The sequence below is a fragment of the Agrobacterium pusense genome, from assembly GCF_013285525.1.
GTDB classification, from domain to species: Bacteria; Pseudomonadota; Alphaproteobacteria; order Rhizobiales; family Rhizobiaceae; genus Agrobacterium; species Agrobacterium pusense.
Window position 1 is genome coordinate 391,742 of sequence record NZ_CP053856.1, and the last position, 18,253, is coordinate 409,994.

At 60.2% G+C, this 18,253-nt stretch carries 21 protein-coding genes; 6 read left to right on the forward strand and 15 right to left on the reverse strand.

The features are described 5' to 3' along the window. Positions 1-26: 26 nt before the first annotated feature. Entirely contained in the window at positions 27-2,048 is a 2,022-nt protein-coding gene (locus tag HQN82_RS01840) for a methyl-accepting chemotaxis protein (RefSeq protein ID WP_173614483.1), read from the forward strand. Between the two features lie 79 nt (positions 2,049-2,127). On the opposite strand, the gene HQN82_RS01845 is transcribed toward HQN82_RS01840, so the two are convergent. Continuing rightward, complete coding sequence (locus HQN82_RS01845) at positions 2,128-3,090, reverse strand: nucleoside recognition domain-containing protein (RefSeq protein ID WP_173614484.1); 963 nt, start codon at positions 3,088-3,090, stop codon at positions 2,128-2,130. 121 nt (positions 3,091-3,211) lie between these two features. On the opposite strand from HQN82_RS01845, the gene HQN82_RS01850 reads away from it, so the two are divergent. Both HQN82_RS01850 and HQN82_RS01855 read left to right on the forward strand, forming a co-directional pair. Then, positions 3,212-3,664: an Lrp/AsnC family transcriptional regulator gene (locus HQN82_RS01850; RefSeq protein WP_173614984.1), complete on the forward strand. Its 453-nt coding sequence runs from the start codon at positions 3,212-3,214 to the stop codon at positions 3,662-3,664. Between the two features lie 87 nt (positions 3,665-3,751). Further along, positions 3,752-4,135, forward strand: a complete 384-nt coding sequence (locus HQN82_RS01855) for an ACT domain-containing protein (protein ID WP_173614985.1) — start codon at positions 3,752-3,754, stop codon at positions 4,133-4,135. Here the strand turns inward: HQN82_RS01855 and HQN82_RS01860 are convergent. Beyond that, entirely contained in the window at positions 4,132-4,446 is a 315-nt protein-coding gene (locus HQN82_RS01860) for a putative quinol monooxygenase (RefSeq protein ID WP_173614986.1), read from the reverse strand. The genes HQN82_RS01855 and HQN82_RS01860 overlap by 4 nt on opposite strands. 5 nt (positions 4,447-4,451) lie before the next feature. After that, on the reverse strand, positions 4,452-5,246 hold the full coding sequence (locus HQN82_RS01865) for a helix-turn-helix domain-containing protein (RefSeq protein WP_022555723.1): 795 nt from the start codon (positions 5,244-5,246) through the stop codon (positions 4,452-4,454). A gap of 107 nt (positions 5,247-5,353) precedes the next feature. Between HQN82_RS01865 and HQN82_RS01870 the strand changes: the two genes are divergently transcribed. Next, entirely contained in the window at positions 5,354-5,716 is a 363-nt protein-coding gene (locus HQN82_RS01870; protein ID WP_022555724.1) for a nuclear transport factor 2 family protein, read from the forward strand. 42 nt (positions 5,717-5,758) lie between these two features. Here HQN82_RS01870 and dxs read toward each other — a convergent pair whose 3' ends face one another. The 7 genes from dxs to HQN82_RS01905 all read right to left on the reverse strand — a co-directional run bounded on the left by dxs (position 5,759) and on the right by HQN82_RS01905 (position 12,098). Further along, entirely contained in the window at positions 5,759-7,678 is a 1,920-nt protein-coding gene (gene dxs / locus HQN82_RS01875; RefSeq protein ID WP_034495944.1) for a 1-deoxy-D-xylulose-5-phosphate synthase, read from the reverse strand. A 101-nt stretch (positions 7,679-7,779) separates the two neighbouring features. Continuing rightward, a complete protein-coding gene (locus tag HQN82_RS01880) occupies positions 7,780-8,703 on the reverse strand; it encodes a pirin family protein (protein WP_035209401.1) in 924 nt (307 codons plus the stop codon). A 299-nt stretch (positions 8,704-9,002) separates the two neighbouring features. Continuing rightward, positions 9,003-9,257 (reverse strand): exodeoxyribonuclease VII small subunit, encoded by a 255-nt coding sequence (locus HQN82_RS01885; RefSeq protein ID WP_003503059.1) that lies wholly within the window; start codon positions 9,255-9,257, stop codon positions 9,003-9,005. 2 nt (positions 9,258-9,259) lie between these two features. Continuing rightward, a complete protein-coding gene (locus HQN82_RS01890) occupies positions 9,260-10,195 on the reverse strand; it encodes a histone deacetylase family protein (protein WP_173614485.1) in 936 nt (311 codons plus the stop codon). A gap of 25 nt (positions 10,196-10,220) precedes the next feature. Continuing rightward, on the reverse strand, positions 10,221-10,784 hold the full coding sequence (locus tag HQN82_RS01895) for a biotin transporter BioY (protein WP_004440332.1): 564 nt from the start codon (positions 10,782-10,784) through the stop codon (positions 10,221-10,223). Between the two features lie 31 nt (positions 10,785-10,815). Continuing rightward, entirely contained in the window at positions 10,816-11,421 is a 606-nt protein-coding gene (locus HQN82_RS01900; RefSeq protein WP_072494042.1) for an energy-coupling factor transporter transmembrane component T family protein, read from the reverse strand. Beyond that, positions 11,418-12,098: an energy-coupling factor ABC transporter ATP-binding protein gene (locus tag HQN82_RS01905; RefSeq protein WP_072494043.1), complete on the reverse strand. Its 681-nt coding sequence runs from the start codon at positions 12,096-12,098 to the stop codon at positions 11,418-11,420. The genes HQN82_RS01900 and HQN82_RS01905 overlap by 4 nt, the downstream gene beginning before the upstream one ends. 112 nt (positions 12,099-12,210) lie before the next feature. Between HQN82_RS01905 and HQN82_RS01910 the strand changes: the two genes are divergently transcribed. Then, a complete protein-coding gene (locus HQN82_RS01910; RefSeq protein WP_112766666.1) occupies positions 12,211-13,407 on the forward strand; it encodes a winged helix-turn-helix domain-containing protein in 1,197 nt (398 codons plus the stop codon). A 268-nt stretch (positions 13,408-13,675) separates the two neighbouring features. Here HQN82_RS01910 and ribB read toward each other — a convergent pair whose 3' ends face one another. From ribB to HQN82_RS01925, 3 genes are all read right to left on the reverse strand, one after another. Then, the gene (ribB, locus tag HQN82_RS01915; RefSeq protein WP_112766519.1) at positions 13,676-14,776 is read right to left on the reverse strand and encodes a 3,4-dihydroxy-2-butanone-4-phosphate synthase; all 1,101 of its coding nucleotides are present in this window, start codon (positions 14,774-14,776) and stop codon (positions 13,676-13,678) included. An 11-nt stretch (positions 14,777-14,787) separates the two neighbouring features. Continuing rightward, positions 14,788-15,885, reverse strand: coding sequence for a chorismate synthase (aroC, locus tag HQN82_RS01920; RefSeq protein WP_004440343.1), 1,098 nt, complete (start codon positions 15,883-15,885; stop codon positions 14,788-14,790). Between the two features lie 98 nt (positions 15,886-15,983). Beyond that, positions 15,984-16,280: a hypothetical protein gene (locus tag HQN82_RS01925; protein ID WP_162699393.1), complete on the reverse strand. Its 297-nt coding sequence runs from the start codon at positions 16,278-16,280 to the stop codon at positions 15,984-15,986. A gap of 40 nt (positions 16,281-16,320) precedes the next feature. On the opposite strand from HQN82_RS01925, the gene HQN82_RS01930 reads away from it, so the two are divergent. After that, positions 16,321-16,581: a DUF1344 domain-containing protein gene (locus tag HQN82_RS01930; RefSeq protein ID WP_006699882.1), complete on the forward strand. Its 261-nt coding sequence runs from the start codon at positions 16,321-16,323 to the stop codon at positions 16,579-16,581. Positions 16,582-16,799: 218 nt separating this feature from the next. On the opposite strand, the gene HQN82_RS01935 is transcribed toward HQN82_RS01930, so the two are convergent. Together HQN82_RS01935 and fabI are read right to left on the reverse strand one after the other, a co-directional pair. Then, on the reverse strand, positions 16,800-17,393 hold the full coding sequence (locus HQN82_RS01935; RefSeq protein ID WP_037090791.1) for a histidine phosphatase family protein: 594 nt from the start codon (positions 17,391-17,393) through the stop codon (positions 16,800-16,802). 35 nt (positions 17,394-17,428) lie between these two features. After that, a complete protein-coding gene (gene fabI / locus HQN82_RS01940; protein ID WP_004440350.1) occupies positions 17,429-18,247 on the reverse strand; it encodes an enoyl-ACP reductase FabI in 819 nt (272 codons plus the stop codon). Positions 18,248-18,253: the final 6 nt, after the last annotated feature.

The window sequence follows — 18,253 nt, forward strand, 5'->3', positions numbered from 1 at the left end:
GCATCGGGTCGCCGAGAGAGTTTGCGATGTCGCTGAAAAATCTCCCCATTAATCTGAAGCTCATAGCCACCTTCTGTGCCTTGATGGGCGTGTGCCTGCTCGCTTCCGCGGTCGTATTCTGGCAGACGCTGGGGAGCGAGCGTGTCACGATTGAAAACAACCGCACCAAGGATATCATCCAAGCCGTGGATGGTGCGACGGCAGCCATGCTGGAACAGGCCGTCAATCAGCGCGGCTTCCTGCTGTTTCGCAGTGACAGCACCTATAATGACGTGTTCGCCCAGCGCGATATCATGCTGAAGAAGCTTGATGCAGCGCGCGCCCTTGCTGCCGGCCAGCCGGACATCCTGAAATCCATCGACGACATGCAGAAATCCGCCACCGTGTTCTTCAAGGAACTGGCGGAACCGCAGATCGCCGCACGCAAGACGACCGAAGCGCCGATTTCCGAAATCATCGAAATCGGCCGCAATCAGGCCAAGGGCCAGCTTGACGGCTTCCGTGCCTCGGCCGCCAAGATCAAGGAACAGCTAAATGGCCTGTCCACCGCTTACGCTGCAGAACAGCAGGCTGCTGCCCGCAAGCTGGAATATGCCCTTCTCGGCGGTGGCGCCGTCGCCGGCCTTCTCGCCGTGATCCTGATCTGGGCGCTTTCGCGCTCCATCGTTACGCCCATCGTCGGCATGACAGCGGCGATGAGCCGGCTTGCCGATGGCGATCTAACGACGGAAGTTCCGGCCACGGATCGTGGCGACGAAGTCGGCAAGATGGCAAAGGCTGTAATGGTCTTCAAGGAAGCCGGGCTTGAAAAAGCTCGCCTTGCCGGTGAGACCGATCGCATGCGCTCCGCGACGGAAGCAGAACGTCGCCGCACCGAGGAAGAAAAAGCCAGGGACGAGGCCGCCAGCGCTTTTGCCAGCGCCGAGCTTGGCAAGGGCCTTGCGGCTCTCGCGGATGGCGATCTTTCCTATCGCATTGAAACGCCTTTTGCGCCTGCGATTGATCCGGTTCGTGTGAATTTCAACAGCGCCGTCGAAAAACTCCAGCAGGCATTGCGCACGGTCGGCGAGAACGCGGCCGCCATCAATGCCGGCGCTTCCGAAATGCTCTCCGCCGCCGACGACCTGTCGCGCCGCACCGAACAGCAGGCGGCCTCCATCGAAGAGACCGCTGCGGCGCTCGAAGAAGTCACCACCACCGTGCGTGATAGCGCCCGTGGTGCGGAAGATGCCGGCAATCTGGTCCAGCGCGCCCGCGCCGGTGCGGAAAAGTCGGGTGTTGTGGTCCGCAAGGCGGTTGCCGCCATGCGCGAGATCGAGAAGTCCTCGGGCGAAATCGGCAACATCATCGGCGTCATCGACGATATCGCTTTCCAGACCAACCTCCTGGCGCTGAATGCCGGTGTGGAAGCCGCCCGTGCCGGTGATGCCGGCAAGGGCTTTGCGGTGGTCGCGCAGGAAGTCCGTGAACTTGCCCAGCGTTCGGCCAATGCCGCCAAGGAAATCAAGACCTTGATCAGCGCTTCCAGCCAGCAGGTGGAAAACGGCGTCAATCTCGTCGATGAAACCGGCAAGGCGCTGGAACTCATCGTCTCGGAAGTCGAAGAGATCAACGCCCATGTCAGCGCCATCGTTGTCGCTGCCCGCGAACAGGCCACCGGCCTGCAGGAAATCAACACGGCCGTGAACACCATGGATCAGGGCACGCAGCAGAACGCCGCCATGGTGGAGCAGCAGACCGCCGCCAGCCATTCGCTGGCCCGCGAAGCGGAAGCGCTGAACAGCCTGCTTGGCCAGTTCAGGATGGGCGGCGCACGCACCGCCGTTGCGAGCGCCGGCGGATATTCCGCTCCGCGCGCATCTTCGGCCAAGCCGGCCTTTCAGCCTGCGCCAGCCGCGCCGATCCGCAAGGCTCCGGTAAAATCGGCCTCTGCAACAGCAAGGCCTGTCGCATCGCCGGCCCGTGCACTCGGCCAGAGCCTTGCCCGCGCCTTCGGTGGTGCTGCCGAAGCACCGGCCGCGAAGGATCAGGACTGGACGGAGTTCTGAGCGGGGTTTCAGATTGAACCTACGGATCGGGGGCCGAAAGGCCCCCTTTTTGCGTTGGCATTTTTAAATGGGAGGCCGCCTAGGCGCGCTGTAGCCGGAACATCCGCGCAAAAAAAAGCTCATCCGACAGGCGGTGGAGCAGGGCGGCAATGACGGCGGTTGCGGCAATGGCGAAAACTAGACGTCCGGCGAGAACCCCGTAGACATCCGCACCCAGCGACATGACCACAAGCGTGTCTTCAATCACGCTATGGGCAAAACCCATGAAGACGCAGGACAGAAATACCTGCCGCGGTGATATCGTCCCCGATTGCGCCTCGCGGATCAGGAAACCCGCGCCGTAGGAAATGCCGAGGAATAACCCGATGGCAGTGAGATGCTCGGCCTCGCCGCGAATGCCTGCAAGACGCAGCAGGGGCGAGAGCGCTTTCATCATCAGCGCGAGCAGGCCGGTCAGCCTGAGAATTTCAAGGCAAAGGGAAAGGGCAAGGAGGATGACGAGCATCCAGGCCATGGTTTCACCGAGACCGAGGAAATAGGCGGACCATTCAGGCTTGGCGCTCATCGCAATCCAGGCCGGGCTCACCGGTCCCGACAACCAGCCGGTCGATTCCAGAAGCTGGTGCAGGAGAAAGGCATAAAGCAATCCGCCGCCGACGCGCAGCCCCGTCGTGACGATCATGCCGGGGCCCGCCTTTTCGATGATTTTCTGTTCGATTGGCAGGCCATGGGCGAACAGGATGAGCGCCGAAAAAACGGTGATATCAGCCACGGTCAGTGACGACGCGGGAACCAGCGTGAAGATGAGCGGCACGGCGCCCCATATGCCGACCAGCATCGCGGTCAGCCAGGCAAGGCCGAGTTCAGGCGGCAGGCCGATGATGTTCATGACCGGCGCAAAAGCAGGCGCCACCGCCTCGATCGCCCCCATCCTTGATAGCAGCTCGGTCAGTATGGCGATCGGGACCGTGATCCGCACCAGCACCCAGTAGATTGCAAGCGTTTCCCGCGTTTTTTGCCAGACGGTCTGTAGAACTGACATATGAAGGCTCCCCTGAAAGTTGTTTCCATCCACTACTCCCGGCCGGTTCGCATTTGCGGTCAGAGATTGCAGTTTCATGCAATTTTATTGCAAAGATGGCGGCGGGCGATATGCTGCCCGCATGGACAGGATCGACCGGAAACTTCTGAACCTTTTGCAGAACGATGCCTCGCGCACCAATGTGGATATGGCTGATGAAGTCGGGCTGTCGCCGTCCAGTTGCCTGCGCCGCCTGCAGCGGCTGTGCAAGTCGGGCGTAATCGACCGCATCGTGGCGATCCTCAACCCGGCAAAGGCGGGACGCGTGCTCAAGGCTCTGGTGACGGTGGAGCTGAAACTGCACGGCGAGCAGCAGATGCGCCGCTTTCTGGATATTGCCTGCGCGGAGGAGGCGGTGTCGCAGGCCTATGCCGTCACCGGCGCAAGCGATGTCGTACTGATGTTACGCCTGCGGGATATGGAAGAATTCGACGCCCTGTGCGACCGCTTGTTCCGCGATCAGCACAATGTGGCACGCTTTTTCACCATGGTCGTCATCAAGACGGCGAAAGAAGAAACGGCCATCAAGCTTTGAAACTGATAATATGGCCTTCTGGGAAGGCATTTGATCCTCCCCTTCAACCCAAGGAAAGCGTCTGGCTTTCGGGAAGGCAGTTTACAGATGGCGCCTCGCGTTAAGTTAAGGCTCCTTGAGGGCACCTACGGAGTGGCCCGGCTTTCTGCCGATGCATCCATTCCAGCCTGGGCCGATGGCACAGGTTTTCTCAGCATCAGCCGGACTGATGATGAGCTTTCCGTCGTTTGCCGTCAGGAGCGTATCCCTCATGAAGTTAAGGCCGACACCGGCTGGAACTGTCTCAAACTTCAGGGCCCGTTCGCCTTTGATGAGACCGGCATCGTGCTTTCGGTGATCGAACCGCTATCGACCAACGACATCGGGATATTCGTGGTTTCCACTTTCGATGGCGATCACCTGCTGGTCAAATCGAAAGATCTGGAGAAAACGTTTGAGCTGCTGGCAAATGCAGGGCACTCATGCATCTAAGCTCCGTGAGCGTGATCCACCCGCATGGGATGCCAGACGGAAATATCGCGCGGCGCGTCCAGAAGCTCGGGCAGGGCATCGTGCCATGCCTGCCGATAGGGCCGGTGGATCTGAACGTCGATGACGTCCTGATGGTCAGTCCAGGTCTCATGCAGCAGGAACCGGTTCTCGTTTTCGCCATCCCGGTGCAGGGTTGCGTTCACGAAGGTCTTTTCGTGCCGCATGGCGTCGAGCAGCGCATTCAGCAATTCAAGAAAACGTTCGCGCTGGGCTGGACGGACCTGAAAGCCGATAAGATAGGTGGTGTGCAGGGGTCTTACTCCTTGGCACCTTGCATCAGTGCGTTGCGGGTTGCCGCGTCGGCGGGATAAAAACATTCCAGCACGAGTTCGGAGAGCGTGACGTCCGTCGCCGTCCCGAAAACCGTGGTGGTTGAAATGAAGCTCAATATGCCGCCCGAAGATGGATCGCGAAGCTGGAGCGGTATGGCCAGAGGGTCGGCCCCGGTGGAATGCGGGGCGACCTTTGGCGCGGGATAGGCCGCAAGCTCCGCATGCAGCCGAGAAAGCACTTCGTCTCCGGTTTCCTCGACCTGACGGCGCAGGCGTTCCAGCAGGTGATGGCGCCATTCGGCCAGATTGACGATGCGTGAACTCAGACCCAGCGGATGCAGGCTCAGCCTCAGGGCGTTGAGCGGCGGGTAAAGCAGCTCTTCTGAAACGCCGGCCAGAAGCGACGTGATCGCCCCATTGGCGAGAACGACATTCCAGTGCCGGTCGACGGCAAGAGCGGGGAATGGCATATGCCCATGCACTACCGTTTCGACGGCTTGTCGGGCGGCTGCCATATCAGGTGCATCCAGTGATCGTTCGGAATGAACGGGTGCATAACCTGCAGCCAGCATCAGCCGGTTGGCGGCGCGGGCCGGCATCGAAAGCTGCTCCGCCAGCCTCACCAGCATGTCGCGGCTGGGCGATGATCGCCCGCTTTCAACGAAGCTCAGATGGCGTGCTGATATTTCAGCCTCCACCGCCAGATCCAGCTGGCTCAATCTGCGGCGGGCTCGCCATTCCTTCAGCACCTGGCCGACATGTTCTCGATGATGTGTCATGCCCCGCAGCCTAGCAGAAGATATCGCGGATGCGATTACCTCGGAGGTAATTGTTCCGCTTCCCGACCCCCGGCATGTTTGGGCCGTCAACCACAAGGAGCGCAATCATGACGCAGCATCTCGCAATCGCCGAAACCTATCTCGCAGCCTGGAATGAGGAAGACAATGAACGTCGCAGGCACCTGATCGGTCAGGCATGGGCAGAAAATACGCGCTACGTCGATCCGCTGATGCAGGGCGAAGGCCAGCAGGGGATTGCCGCAATGATCGAGGCGGCGCGGCAGAAATTTCCGGGATATCGTTTCGTTCTTGCCGGCACCCCGGACGGACACGGCAACTTCACCCGTTTCTCCTGGCGCCTTATCTCGCCTGAAGGGGACGATGTGGCTGGTGGCACCGATGTCGTCAGCCACGATGCCGAGGGCCGGATCGAAAATGTCGTTGGTTTTCTCGACGGCGCGGCATCCTGAGGTAAAGGCGGGATAGTCCCGCCTCCTGTCCCGGCAGTTTTGTCAGCCGGCGAAACCGACTCCGGCCTGACGCTGGCCGAGCGCATTGAACACCGTGGAAATGATGCCGGCCCGGTCGAGGCCGGCATTGGCATACATGGTCTCTGGCTTGGCTTGTTCCACCCACTGGTCGGGCAGTGTGAGTGTCCGCACCTTGGGGCCGTGATCGAGCAGGCCGGCGCTTGCCATGAAATGCAGCACATGTGCGCCAAAACCGCCGACCGAGCCTTCCTCGATCGTCACCAGAATCTCATGATGGGCGGCAAGCTGTCGGATGAGATCGAGATCGAGCGGCTTGGCGAAGCGTGCATCGGCAACCGTCGTAGAAAGACCGGCGGCGTCCAGGTCTTCGGCCGCCGCCAGGCATTCCGCAAGGCGGGTTCCGAAGGAAAGCAGGGCAACCTTCGTGCCTTCCTTGATGATGCGACCCTTGCCGATCTGAAGAATCTCCCCGCGCGCGGGCATCTCGACGCCGACACCTTCTCCGCGCGGATAACGGAAGGAAATCGGGCCTTCGTCATAGGCCGCCGCCGTGCGGACCATATGTTTCAGCTCCGCCTCATCCGAGGCCGCCATAACTACCATGCCGGGGAGGGTGGCGAGGAAAGTGGTGTCGAAAGAGCCGGCATGGGTCGGCCCGTCGGCGCCGACAAAACCGGCGCGGTCGATCGGGAAACGCACGGGCAGGCTCTGTATTGCCACATCATGCACCAACTGGTCGTAACCGCGCTGCAGGAAGGTGGAATAAAGCGCGCAGAACGGCTTGTAACCGTCAGCCGCAAGCCCCGCCGCAAAGGTGACGGCATGCTGTTCGGCAATGCCGACATCGAAGGTGCGCGCCGGGAACAGCTCGGCCATCTTGTCGAGGCCGGTACCGTTGGGCATCGCGGCCGTCACACCGATGATTTTCTCATCGAGCGTGGCTTCCTGGATCAGCGCCTCGGCAAAGACGCTGGTATAGCTCGGCGCATTCGGCTTGGCTTTCGCCTGCGCGCCGGTGATGACGTCGAACTTGTTGACGCCGTGATATTTGTCGGCTGCGGCTTCCGCCGGCGCATAACCCTTGCCCTTCTGCGTCACCACATGGATGAGGACGGGGCCTTTCTGGTTGTCGCGCACATTGCGCAGCACCGGCAAAAGGTGGTCGAAGGAGTGACCGTCGATCGGGCCGATGTGATAGAAACCAAGCTCCTCGAAAAGCGTGCCGCCGGTCACGTAACCGCGTGCATGGGTCACGGCGCGGGTAATGGCGCGGTCGATCGTCTTCCCGAGATACGCCGTCAGCTTCTTGCCGAAATCGCGAAAACCCATATAGGTGCGGCCGGAGGCGAGACGCGCCAGATAGGCGCTCATCGCGCCCGTCGGCGGCGCGATCGACATGTCGTTGTCGTTGAGGATGACGATCAGTCGTGCATCGAGCGCGCCGGCATTGTTCAGTGCCTCAAACGCCATGCCGGCAGACATGGAACCGTCACCGATGACAGCAATGACCTTGCGGTCGCTGCCATCCAAGCCCGCCGCCACCGCCATGCCGAGACCGGCGGAAATGGAGGTGGAAGAATGGCCTGCGCCGAAATCATCATATTCGCTTTCCGCACGGCGGGTGAAACCGGAAAGGCCACCTTCCTGCCGCAGCGTGCGGATGCGATCACGCCGGCCGGTCAGGATCTTGTGCGGGTAACATTGATGGCCGACATCGAAGATCAGCCGGTCTTCGGGCGTGTTGAAGACCTTGTGGATGGCAATCGTCAATTCCACAACGCCAAGGCCGGCACCCAGATGCCCACCGGTCTTCGACACGGCGTCAATCATCTCGTCGCGCAGTTCCCTTGCCAGTTCCGGCAAGTCGCGATCATCGATCTCCTTGAGATCGGAGGGAAAATTCACCCGGTCAAGCAATGGTGTCTGTGGCATTCCGGTCAATCGTTCGGCCTTTTCTGGTGGTCCCCGCGCGGCGCGTGAGAACGTCTTTCATCGCGAAAGCCGCCGGGTGAACCATGCATGTCGTATACTTCTATAGAATTTCAACCTTCCGGCAAAGGGACAAACTCTTCTTCGTCGCCGGGAACGATGTCGAAGCGTCCCGTTCTCCACTCCTGTTTGGCCTGTTCTATGCGTTCTTTTGATGACGAAACGAAGTTCCACCAGATGTATCGGCGCTCATTCAGCGCTGCCCCGCCAAAGATCATGATGTGACAGCCATTGCTGCCGGCCTGAAGCGTGATGTCGTCACCCGGCCGGAAGACGAGCAGCTGGTCGGCGGCGAAGATATCGCCCGCCACATCCAGCGAGCCGGACAGAATATAGATCGCCCGCTCCTCATGATCGGCGGAAAAGGGAAACTTTGCCCCCGGCTCCAGCGTCAGGTCGACATAAAGCGTATCCGTGAAGGCCGCAACGGGGGAGGTGAGGCCCTCGAATTCACCGATCACTACACGACCCGACGCGCCCTTGATATCGATCAGCGGCATCTCTTCCTTTGCCGTGTGGGCAAAGGCCGGGTCGATTTCCTCCATATGGTCGGGCAGGGCAAGCCAGGTCTGGAGGCCCGACATGGAAAGCGGATGGCCGCGCAGGTTTTCCGGCGTGCGTTCCGAATGCACGATGCCGCGCCCGGCCGTCATCAGGTTGATGTCGCCGGGGCGGATGACAAGCTCGGTGCCGAGACTGTCTCGATGCTTGATTTCGCCGTCGAACAGATAGGTGACGGTGGAAAGCCCGATATGCGGATGCGGCTTCACATCCAGCGCCTCACCGGCCTTCAGTATCGCCGGACCCATGCGATCGAAAAAGATGAAGGGACCGACAAGCCGCCGCTGCCGCGTCGGTAGCGCGCGCCGCACCGCAAAGCCGCCAATATCGCTGGTGCGGGGGATGATGAGGTTCTCGATGGCGTCGCAGGCAAAGGCATCTCCCGCGACGGGATCGTTACCGGGAAAGAAGGACATGGTCAGCTCCTCGTATCGTCTGGCGGGAGTTTAGCATAACCGAGGGGGAGGGGAGCATCGCGATATCGAACGCAGCGTCAACGATCCTTGTTAACACGACATTGTGAGAACACTTTACGGCCGGAGAAAGTTCTCAAACCTCTCCTCCGTCATCCTCGGGCTTGTCCCGAGGATCTAAACACGTCAAGAAAATCAATGCATTGCAGATCCTTGGGACAAGCCCGAGGATGACGTCGAGTGTTTAAATCGGGAGGTGGCTACCTTATCGAATCACGTCCGAACGCTCACCCTAAACGCAATCACTCCCCGTCCAGCGGCTCCACACCCTGCGGCTTGCCGGCGCGATCGAGGCGAATCTTCTCGATGCGCTTTTCGGCAGCGTTCAGCAGCGTCTCGCAATGCTTCTTCAGGGCTTCGCCGCGCTCATAGATGGCGATGGATTCGTCCAGCGCCACGTCGCCGCGTTCCAGACGTGCGACAATGCTTTCCAGCTCGGCGACGGCTTTTTCGAACGAATAACCGCTGACATCGGCTGTGTTGGCATTTTCCGTCATGTTCAACCCTTCATCATTCTCAAAATATGCATGGCTGCCGATTCCGCCAGCCCTTCCAGATCATAACCGCCTTCCAGCAGGCTGACGACCCGGTTCGAAGTGTATTTATCCGCCATCTCCAAGAGCCGGCCCGTCGCCCAGTCGAAATCCTCTCCCACCAGATTGATCTGCGCCAGCGGATCACGGTGATGCGCGTCGAAACCGGCGGAGATGAGAATGAGATCGGGCGAAAAATCCGCAATCGCCGGCAAAACGCGTGATTTGAATGCCTCGCGGAAATGTTCGCTGCCGGTGTTCGGAGAAAGCGGTGCGTTGACGACGTTGTTCTTCACGCCGGTTTCGTTTTTATCGCCGCTCCACGGATAAAGCGGCATCTGGTGGGTGGAACAGAACAGCACGGATGTGTCGTTCCAGAAGATGTCCTGCGTGCCGTTGCCGTGGTGCACATCCCAGTCGATGATGGCGACGCGCTCGGCACCATGCGCCTTCTGCGCGTGGCGGGCGGCGATCGCCACATTGTTGAAAAGACAGAAGCCCATGGCCTTGGCGGTCTCGGCATGGTGGCCAGGCGGGCGGGCTGCAACGAAGACATTGTCGGCAGCGCCGGTAAAGACATCGTCTACTGCCGCCATTGCGGCGCCGATGCCGGTCAGCGCCGCCTGCAGGCTTTTTTGCGAAACGTAAGTGTCGGCCTCAATGCGGTTGATCTCGCTATCCTCTTCCGGAATCTGTCGCATCACGGCAAGCAGATGCTCTTCCGGATGCGCCAGCAGCACCGCATCCTCATTGGCCTGAGGCGCTTCTTTGCGATCAAGGCGCTCGAAATTCGGATGTTCGAGCGCGATGTTCAGCGACCGCAGGCGGTCCGGCCGCTCGGGATGGCCGGAAGGCGTGATATGCTCGAGGAAGATCGGATGTTCGTATAAACGCGTCGCCATTCTTTTCCTCCCGAAGAAAGTGTTTTCAGGCGCGCTGCGGCAGCAGCGGATAACCCGCCATGACGGCGCGGCCGGCAAGGGCTGCCAGCACGGCCTTCAGCGCATCACCCGGGATGAAGGCGAGCGAACCCATGAAAGCCTTTTCAAAACCGAGACCGACGACCACCGCCAGGTAGGTGATGCCGAAAGCATAAAGCACGACCACGCCGCCGATCAGGCTGGCGACGAAAAAGCCAACACCCTGCGCCAGAGCGGACTGGCTGCGATTGACGAGTTTTTCCGAGAGCGTGCCGGTGACGAAAACGGCTGCGATCCAGCCGATCAGGAAGCCCGTTGTCGGCGTGGTGAAGATCGAAAGACCACCACGTCCGCCCGAAAGCACCGGCAGGCCGATGGCGGCAATCAGGATCGTCAGCAGAACCGCGAGCGTGCCGCGTTTTGCGCCGAGGACGACGCCGGCGAGCATGACGCCGAGCGACTGCGCGGTAATCGGCACCGGAATGAAACCGAGCGTGATCGGCGGCAAAAGCCCGAGCGCGATGATGATGGCGGAAAACAGCGAAATCAGCACAAGGTCGCGGGTCGTCATGGCTCGGAAACTCCGGATGGTTGTCTGGCCGTCAGCTTTGGCCTCTGAAACCGCGCGCGTCAATGGCGTCGGCAATGGCATCGGCATCCTTCAACGTCATAATGACGAGCGGCACGATGATGGTCGCCATCCGCACGGGCAGGCCACGCGCCCGGTGGGCATCGCGCACCGCATGGTAACGGTTGACGATCTCAGGCACGAAGCGCACCACCAGCCCGACTGCAAGCCCGATATCGGCGGCCTTGAGCAGCCCCAGCCTTTCCAGCGGGGAGGCAGCACGTGTAATTTCGTCCATGAACTGCGAAATGCTGACGGTGATGGTGACCGCGGTGGCGAGCAACGCAAGTGCCGTCAGCCGCATAAGATTGACACTGGCATCGTGGGCCGGAAGCAGGAGATAGCTGAAGCCGGCGACGAGGAAGATCGTCAGCATCACCGGCCGCAGCCGCAGGGCGATGTCCTTGAGGGGCAGCCGCGTCGCGCTCAGAGCTAGCGCGGCCAGAACCATCGCGCATGCGAGAACCAGCAAGTCGCGGGTGAGGAACAATGCAATGCTGAAGCCCATGAGCGTCAGAAGCTTGAGGCGCGGCGAGACGCGGTAAAGCCAGCCGGTGCCCTCGACATGCAGCGATTTCATCGCGACGCCACCTCCAGATAGCGCGCCACCGCCTCTTCAGGTGCAGCATCTGCAATAAGCGCACCCTCATGGAAAACCAGTACCCGGTCGAAACCCCGAAGCAACGGCAGATCGTGGGTTATGACAATCAGCGCCTGGGACAGCGCCGCCATGGTTCTTTCCACGATTGCGCGGTTTTTGAGATCAAGCTGGTTGGTTGGCTCATCGAGAATGAGGATTTGCGGTTCGGTCACCAGAAGGGCGGCAAGCGCTGCAAGCTGTAGCTCACCGCCGGAAAGCTCATGCGCGCGCCGGTCTTCCAGCTGCGCGATGCCGAGTCCGGCCAGAACGACCTTCACCCGATTTTCAGTTTCGGCCTTGCCGAGGCCGAGCCGCTTCAGCCCGAAGGCGACATCGTCGCGCACGATCGGCAGGATGATCTGGTTTTGGGGATTCTGGAAGATGAAACCGACCATCTGCAGGATGGCCCTGGCGTCGCTCACGGTGTCGAGACCGTTCACTGAAACCTTGCCCTCGCTTGGCTTGTTCAGCCCGTTGATCAGCCGGGCAAAGGTGGTCTTACCGGAGCCATTGAGACCGATTACGCCGATGCGCCGTTCCGTCAACGTCAAGGACAGCGGCTGCAGGACCTGCCGGCCCTCGAAAACGACACCGGCGGCATCGAAACGGATTTCCAAACTTACATCCTCGCGCTCGTTTCCGGTTCTATATCCCGTCATCAACAGAAGTGAAACAAGGAACAAAAAAAGAACATTGCATTCGCGAAAAAGCCGTCATACCTTCTGGGCCATGACGATCAAGGTTTCGAACGAAGCAGCAAGGCGGATTTTTCTGGCGCGGCAAGGCCTTTCCTCCCCGCCCGGCAAGGCGCTTTCCAAGGATGGGCTGCTGCAGCTCATCACCGATCTCGGCTTCGTGCAGGTGGACAGCATCGGCACGGTGGAGCGCGCCCATCACCAGATTATTTTCTCCCGCAACCAGACCTACAGGCGCAACCATCTGACCACGCTGCTGGAAAAGGATCGCGCGCTTTTCGAGCACTGGACGCATGACGCCTCCATCCTGCCGACGGAATTTTATCCCTATTGGAAACACCGCTTCCGCCGCCGCGAGCCGATCATTCAGGAACGCTGGCGCAAATGGCACGGTGAGGGTTTCGATGCCGCGTTCGGCGAAACGCTGGAGCGCATCGCCGCAACCGGGCCGGTGCTGGCACGGGAGCTTAAAGAGGAGGGACACCAGTCCGGCGGCTGGTGGAACTGGCATCCCTCCAAGACCGCACTCGAATATCTCTGGCACACCGGCAAGCTGGCGATATCAGGCCGGGTTAATTTCCAGAAGGTCTACGATCTGGCCGAACGGGTTATTCCCGGTAAGCATCACGAGACCGAAGTGGAGCATGCCGAATTCGTCGACTGGGCCTGCCGCGAGGCGCTGAAGCGGCTTGGTTTCGCTACACATGGCGAAATCGCCGCCTTTTTTGATCTCGTCACCCCGCAAGAAGCGAGAGACTGGGTCAAAAACCATCGCGATGAATTGTGCGAGGTCTCGCTTCTCGCAAGTGACGGCGACACTGCCCGCCAGTCCTATGCCTTTGCCGATTTCACTGCCGACCTCACCGACGTGCCTGAGCCCTCCTCACGCGTCCGTGTCCTCAGCCCCTTCGACCCGCTATTGCGTGACCGAAACCGTACGGAGCGGCTGTTCGGCTTCTATTACCGTATCGAGGTCTTCGTGCCGGAGCCGAAGCGGCAATATGGCTATTATGTTTTCCCGCTTCTGGAAGGCGACCGCGTGATCGGCCGCATCGACATGAAGGCGGATCGCAAGCGCAGTACGCTGGATGTCCGTCGTCTCTGGCTGGAGCCTGGCGTGCGTGCCTCCGCCGGTCGGCTGGAGAAGCTCGATGCGGAATTGTCGCGGCTTGCGAAGTTCACGGGGGTGGAGAGCGTGAACTATCTGGAGGGCTGGCGGGAGGAAAACTGAGTTTTTCGCAGGGATGATTGCGAGAGAGGTGCCTCGGACTCAAGGTTACCGATCCGTGAAACCGCATTGTAGCGCGGCGCTGCGGCATATTTCTTCTCCCCGCCGGGGAGAAGGTGGCCCGAAGAGTCGGATGAGGGGGCAACGCCAGCGATATGCGGAGAGCTTGCCCCTCATCCCGCTGCCGCGGACTTCTCCCCGACGGGGAGAAGAAACAGGCGGAACCCGCTCGCCTCAAAATTGCGGTGTGAGACTAGTCAAACCCCAGAGCTCACCCGATATCCGTCGCGGAAATCTGGATGCCGAAGCCTTCAAGCCCGACATAATGCCGTTCGCGTGTCGTCATCAGCTTGATCGAGCTGATGCCGAGATCTTTCAGGATCTGGGCGCCGAGACCGATTTCCAGCCATTCGTTTTCTCGCGAGCGGGCCTGCGCATGCGCTTCATCGGGATCGCGTGCCTTGCGCCGTCCGGCGACCTGGCCGACGCCGACGGAGCCTTCACGCAGATAGACGATGACGCCGCGGCCTTCCTCGGCGATCTTCTGCATGTAATGCCGCACCTGCTGGCGATCGCCGAAGACATCGTCGGCGACGTTTTCCGGGTGCAGGCGCACGGGGATGTCGATGCCATCGCGGATATCGCCGAAGATAACAGCCATATGCTGCATTGGGTCCCAGGGCAGGGAATAGGTCTGCGCCTTGGCCGGTCCAAAGGGCGTTTCGATGGTGAAGGAGGATTCCATCTCCACCAGCGTTTCCTTGCGCTGGCGATAGGCGATGAGATCGGCAACCGACACCTGCTTGAGCTGGTGTTTTTCCGCAAAGGCGGTGACCTGCGGTCCACGCGTCACGGTGCCGTCATCATTGACGAGTTCGCAGATGACACCGATCGGCGGCAGTCCTGCCAGCTTGCAGAGGTCGACGGCGGCTTCCGTATGTCCGGAGCGCATCAGGACGCCGCCCTCACGGGCAATCAGCGGGAAAATGTGTCCGGGCCGGGTAAAATCGGCGGCTCCGACATTTGGATTGGCGAGATTGCGCACCGTCAGCGTGCGGTCATCGGCGGAAATGCCCGTTGTGGTGCCGTGCTTGAAATCGACGCTGACGGTGAAGGCCGTGGTATGGGCGCTGTCATTTTCGGCCACCATGGCATTGAGGTTCAGGCGCTTGGCTTCTTCGCGCGGCATGGGGGCGCAGACGATGCCTGACGTGTGGCGCACGATGAAAGCCATCTTTTCTGCCGTGCAGTGGACCGCTGAAATGATCAGATCGCCCTCGTTCTCACGGTCATCATCATCGGTCACGACAACGATTTCACCGGCTTCGAAAGCGCGGATGGCATCGACAACGCGTTTCTGGTCATAGGCCATTGCGGAATACCTCACTTCAACCGGCCGGTCTGGCCGCGATCCCTCAGATAATGGTCGGCGACGGTGCAGGCCACCATCGCTTCGCCGATCGGCACGGCACGAATGCCGACGCAGGGGTCGTGGCGTCCCTTGGTGCGCACGTCGACATTGTTGCCATCGGCGTCGATCGACTGGCGCTCGGTCAGGATTGACGAGGTCGGCTTGATGGCAAAGCGCGCGATGACGGGCTCGCCGGTCGCAATGCCACCCAGAATGCCGCCGGCATGATTGGAGAGGAAGATCGGCCTGCCGTCATTGCCCATGCGCATTTCATCGGCATTCTCCTCGCCGGAAAGCTCGGCGGAGGCGAAACCCTCACCGATTTCCACGCCCTTGACGGCGTTGATCGACATCAGGCTGGAGGCAATATCCTGGTCAAGCTTGGCGTAGATCGGTGCGCCGATACCCGCCGGAACGCCTTCGGCGATCACTTCGACAACGGCGCCGATGGACGAACCGGCCTTGCGGATGCCGTCGAGATATTCTTCCCAGACGGGCACCATGGCGGCATCAGGGCAGAAGAACGGGTTCTGATCGACCTGATCCCAATCCCAGTTGTCGCGGTTGATCCTGTGTTTGCCGATCTGCACCAGCGCGCCGCGCACGTTGAGGCTGGGTACCACCTTTCGCGCGATTGCGCCGGCAGCGACACGCGCCGCCGTCTCGCGCGCGGAGGAGCGACCACCGCCGCGATAATCGCGAATGCCATATTTCAGGTCATAGGTGAAATCCGCATGTCCGGGGCGGAATCGCCTGGCGATCTCGCCATAATCCTTGGAGCGCTGGTCGGTATTTTCGATCAGCATGGAAATCGGCGTGCCTGTTGTCGTCATCGTCTCGCCGTCCTCATCCAGCATGACGCCGGAAAGGACCTTGACGATATCGTCCTCGCGCCGCTGGGTGACGAAGCGGCTCTGGCCCGGCTTGCGCTTGTCCATCCAGTGCTGCACCTCGGCAAGGGTAAACCGGATGCCGGGCGGGCAACCATCCACCACGCAGCCAAGTGCCGGCCCGTGGCTTTCTCCCCAGGTGGTAACGCGGAAAAGATGACCGAAACTGTTATGCGACATAATTCTCAAACCGGAAAACGGGGCGCCTGTGGACAGCGCCGTTTAAAACAAGCGGATTTGTCTTAGTGGAAAATCCGGACAAGGCAAAAGCCTTTCTTTCATCGCAAACGCGATAAGAAGGTGACGTACCGTCCACGACTTGCGAAAGGACGAAAAACGACAGTCCCGCCATGGGCGACGGAAAGTGATTCGACCGGATCGACGGTTTTTTGAGATGACGAAATTGTAAAAGAGCCGGGGTTTTCCACCCTAAACCCGAGTTTTCCAATATTGCCGGAAAATGCGGTGTAAAAATCACTAACGGCTTGAACAGGATTTGAAATCCGTTCATCAATTGGGCCGAAAATGTCATGGTTGCGGGCAATTTCCGCCACATTCGAAAGGCAATTCTTCATGCATGTAAGGTTTTCACGCAAATCCACGAAAGCTAGATCGATGCGTATGATGATTGCCGCCCTTCTGGCCACCGCCAACCTCCTGATGCCGATCAACGGCTTCGCCCAGAGCGTCGACGTGGAAGGCACGATCAGCAAGATCGACGCGAACGGTCTAAGTATCACGCTGAACGACGGCAAGACCTATCGTGTGCCGGAAGAATTCAATTTCGAAGGTCTGAAAGCGGGCGTGAAGGTCGTTGTCTTCTACACGGAAGTAGATGGGAAACGTGTGGTCGACGATCTGCAGGTTGTGGAATAAGCAGCCGCCTACCAAGTCAAAACCCCCTTTGTGAAACGAGCGGGTGCCACCTGTTTCTTCTCCCCGCCGGGGAGAAGTCCGCAGCAGAGGGATAAGGGAGCAAGCTCTCCGAAATACGGCAACGTTGCCCCCTCATCCCACCCTTCGGGCCACCTCTCCCCGGGGGAGAGAAGAAACAAGCTGCGACGTCCTGCCAATCATAGGAAAGCTGCCAGCCCCTAGGAAATCCACTCCACGCTGTTCCTGTCGATCTCGACCTTCAAAATCTGGTCCTGCGGGATTTGCGTCCGCGACGCCTCATCCTTGTCCATGCCTGAAACAAGTCTGAAAATCGAGCGGATGACGCCGCCATGGCAGACGCAGACTGTCGGCCGCTCCACGGAGGAGAGCCATGCGCCGATGCGCCAGGAGAGGATTTCATAGCTTTCGGCATCCTGGCCGGGGGGAATGAAATCCCACTTGTTGGCCTTGCGCGCCTTCACCCGGTCCGGAAATTCCTTCTTGAGCTCGGGCAACGTTTGCCCTTCCCAGTCGCCAAAGGAAACTTCGATGAGGCGGTCGTCGGTGCGATAGGCCTTGGCATCGAGCCCCATCGCGCCGCGCATCAGTTCCATTGTCTCGCGCGTGCGCCCGAGCGGGCTTGCTACATAATCGAAATCCGCGGCCTGATCCCCCAGGAGGCGGGCGAGAAGCAGACCATTGCCGACCGCCTGCTGGCGGCCGAAATCATTGAGCGGAATGTCTTTCTGGCCCTGAAGCCGGCGTATCGCATTCCAGTCCGTTTGTCCGTGCCGGATCACATAGACGAGCAAGGCGATACCCCAGTTTCAAGCATTCCCGGTTGTCGTCAGTCCTTCACCACCGAAATGTCAGGCGCATCCACCGCCTTCATGCCGATGGTGTGGTAACCGGAATCGACATGGTGGATTTCGCCGGTCACGCCAGTCGAAAGGTCGGAGAGCAGGTAAAGCGCCGACTTGCCGACTTCCTCGATCGAAACGGTGCGCTTCAGCGGCGCATTATATTCGTTCCACTTGAGAATGTAACGGAAGTCGCCGATGCCGGAAGCAGCGAGCGTCTTGATAGGGCCGGCGGAAACGGCATTGACGCGGATGCCGCGATTGCCGAGGTCGACGGCGAGGTAACGCACGCTTGCCTCAAGCGCGGCCTTGGCCACGCCCATGACGTTGTAGTTCGGCATCACCTTTTCGGCGCCGTAATAGGTGAGCGTCACGATCGAACCACCGTCATTCATGACGGGCTCCGCCCGCTTGGCAACGGCGGCCAGCGAGAAGACGGAAATGTCCATGGTGCGGTTGAAATTGTCGCGGCTGGTGTCGAGGTAACGGCCGGTCAGCTCATCCTTGTCGGAAAAGGCAATGGCGTGCACGACGAAGTCGATCTTGCCCCAGTGCTTTTCCAGGCTGGCAAAAACCGCATCGATCGTCTCGAGATCGGTCACATCGCAGTGACCGGCCATGAAGGCGCCGAGTTCCTGGGCCAGCGGCTCGACACGCTTCTTCAGCGCATCGCCCTGCCAGGTGAGAGCCACTTCCGCACCCGCGTCGGCGCAGGCCTTGGCGATGCCCCAAGCGATGGAACGATTATTGGCGACACCCATGATGAGGCCGCGTTTGCCAGCCATGAGGCCGGATGCCTGAGCCATTTTATG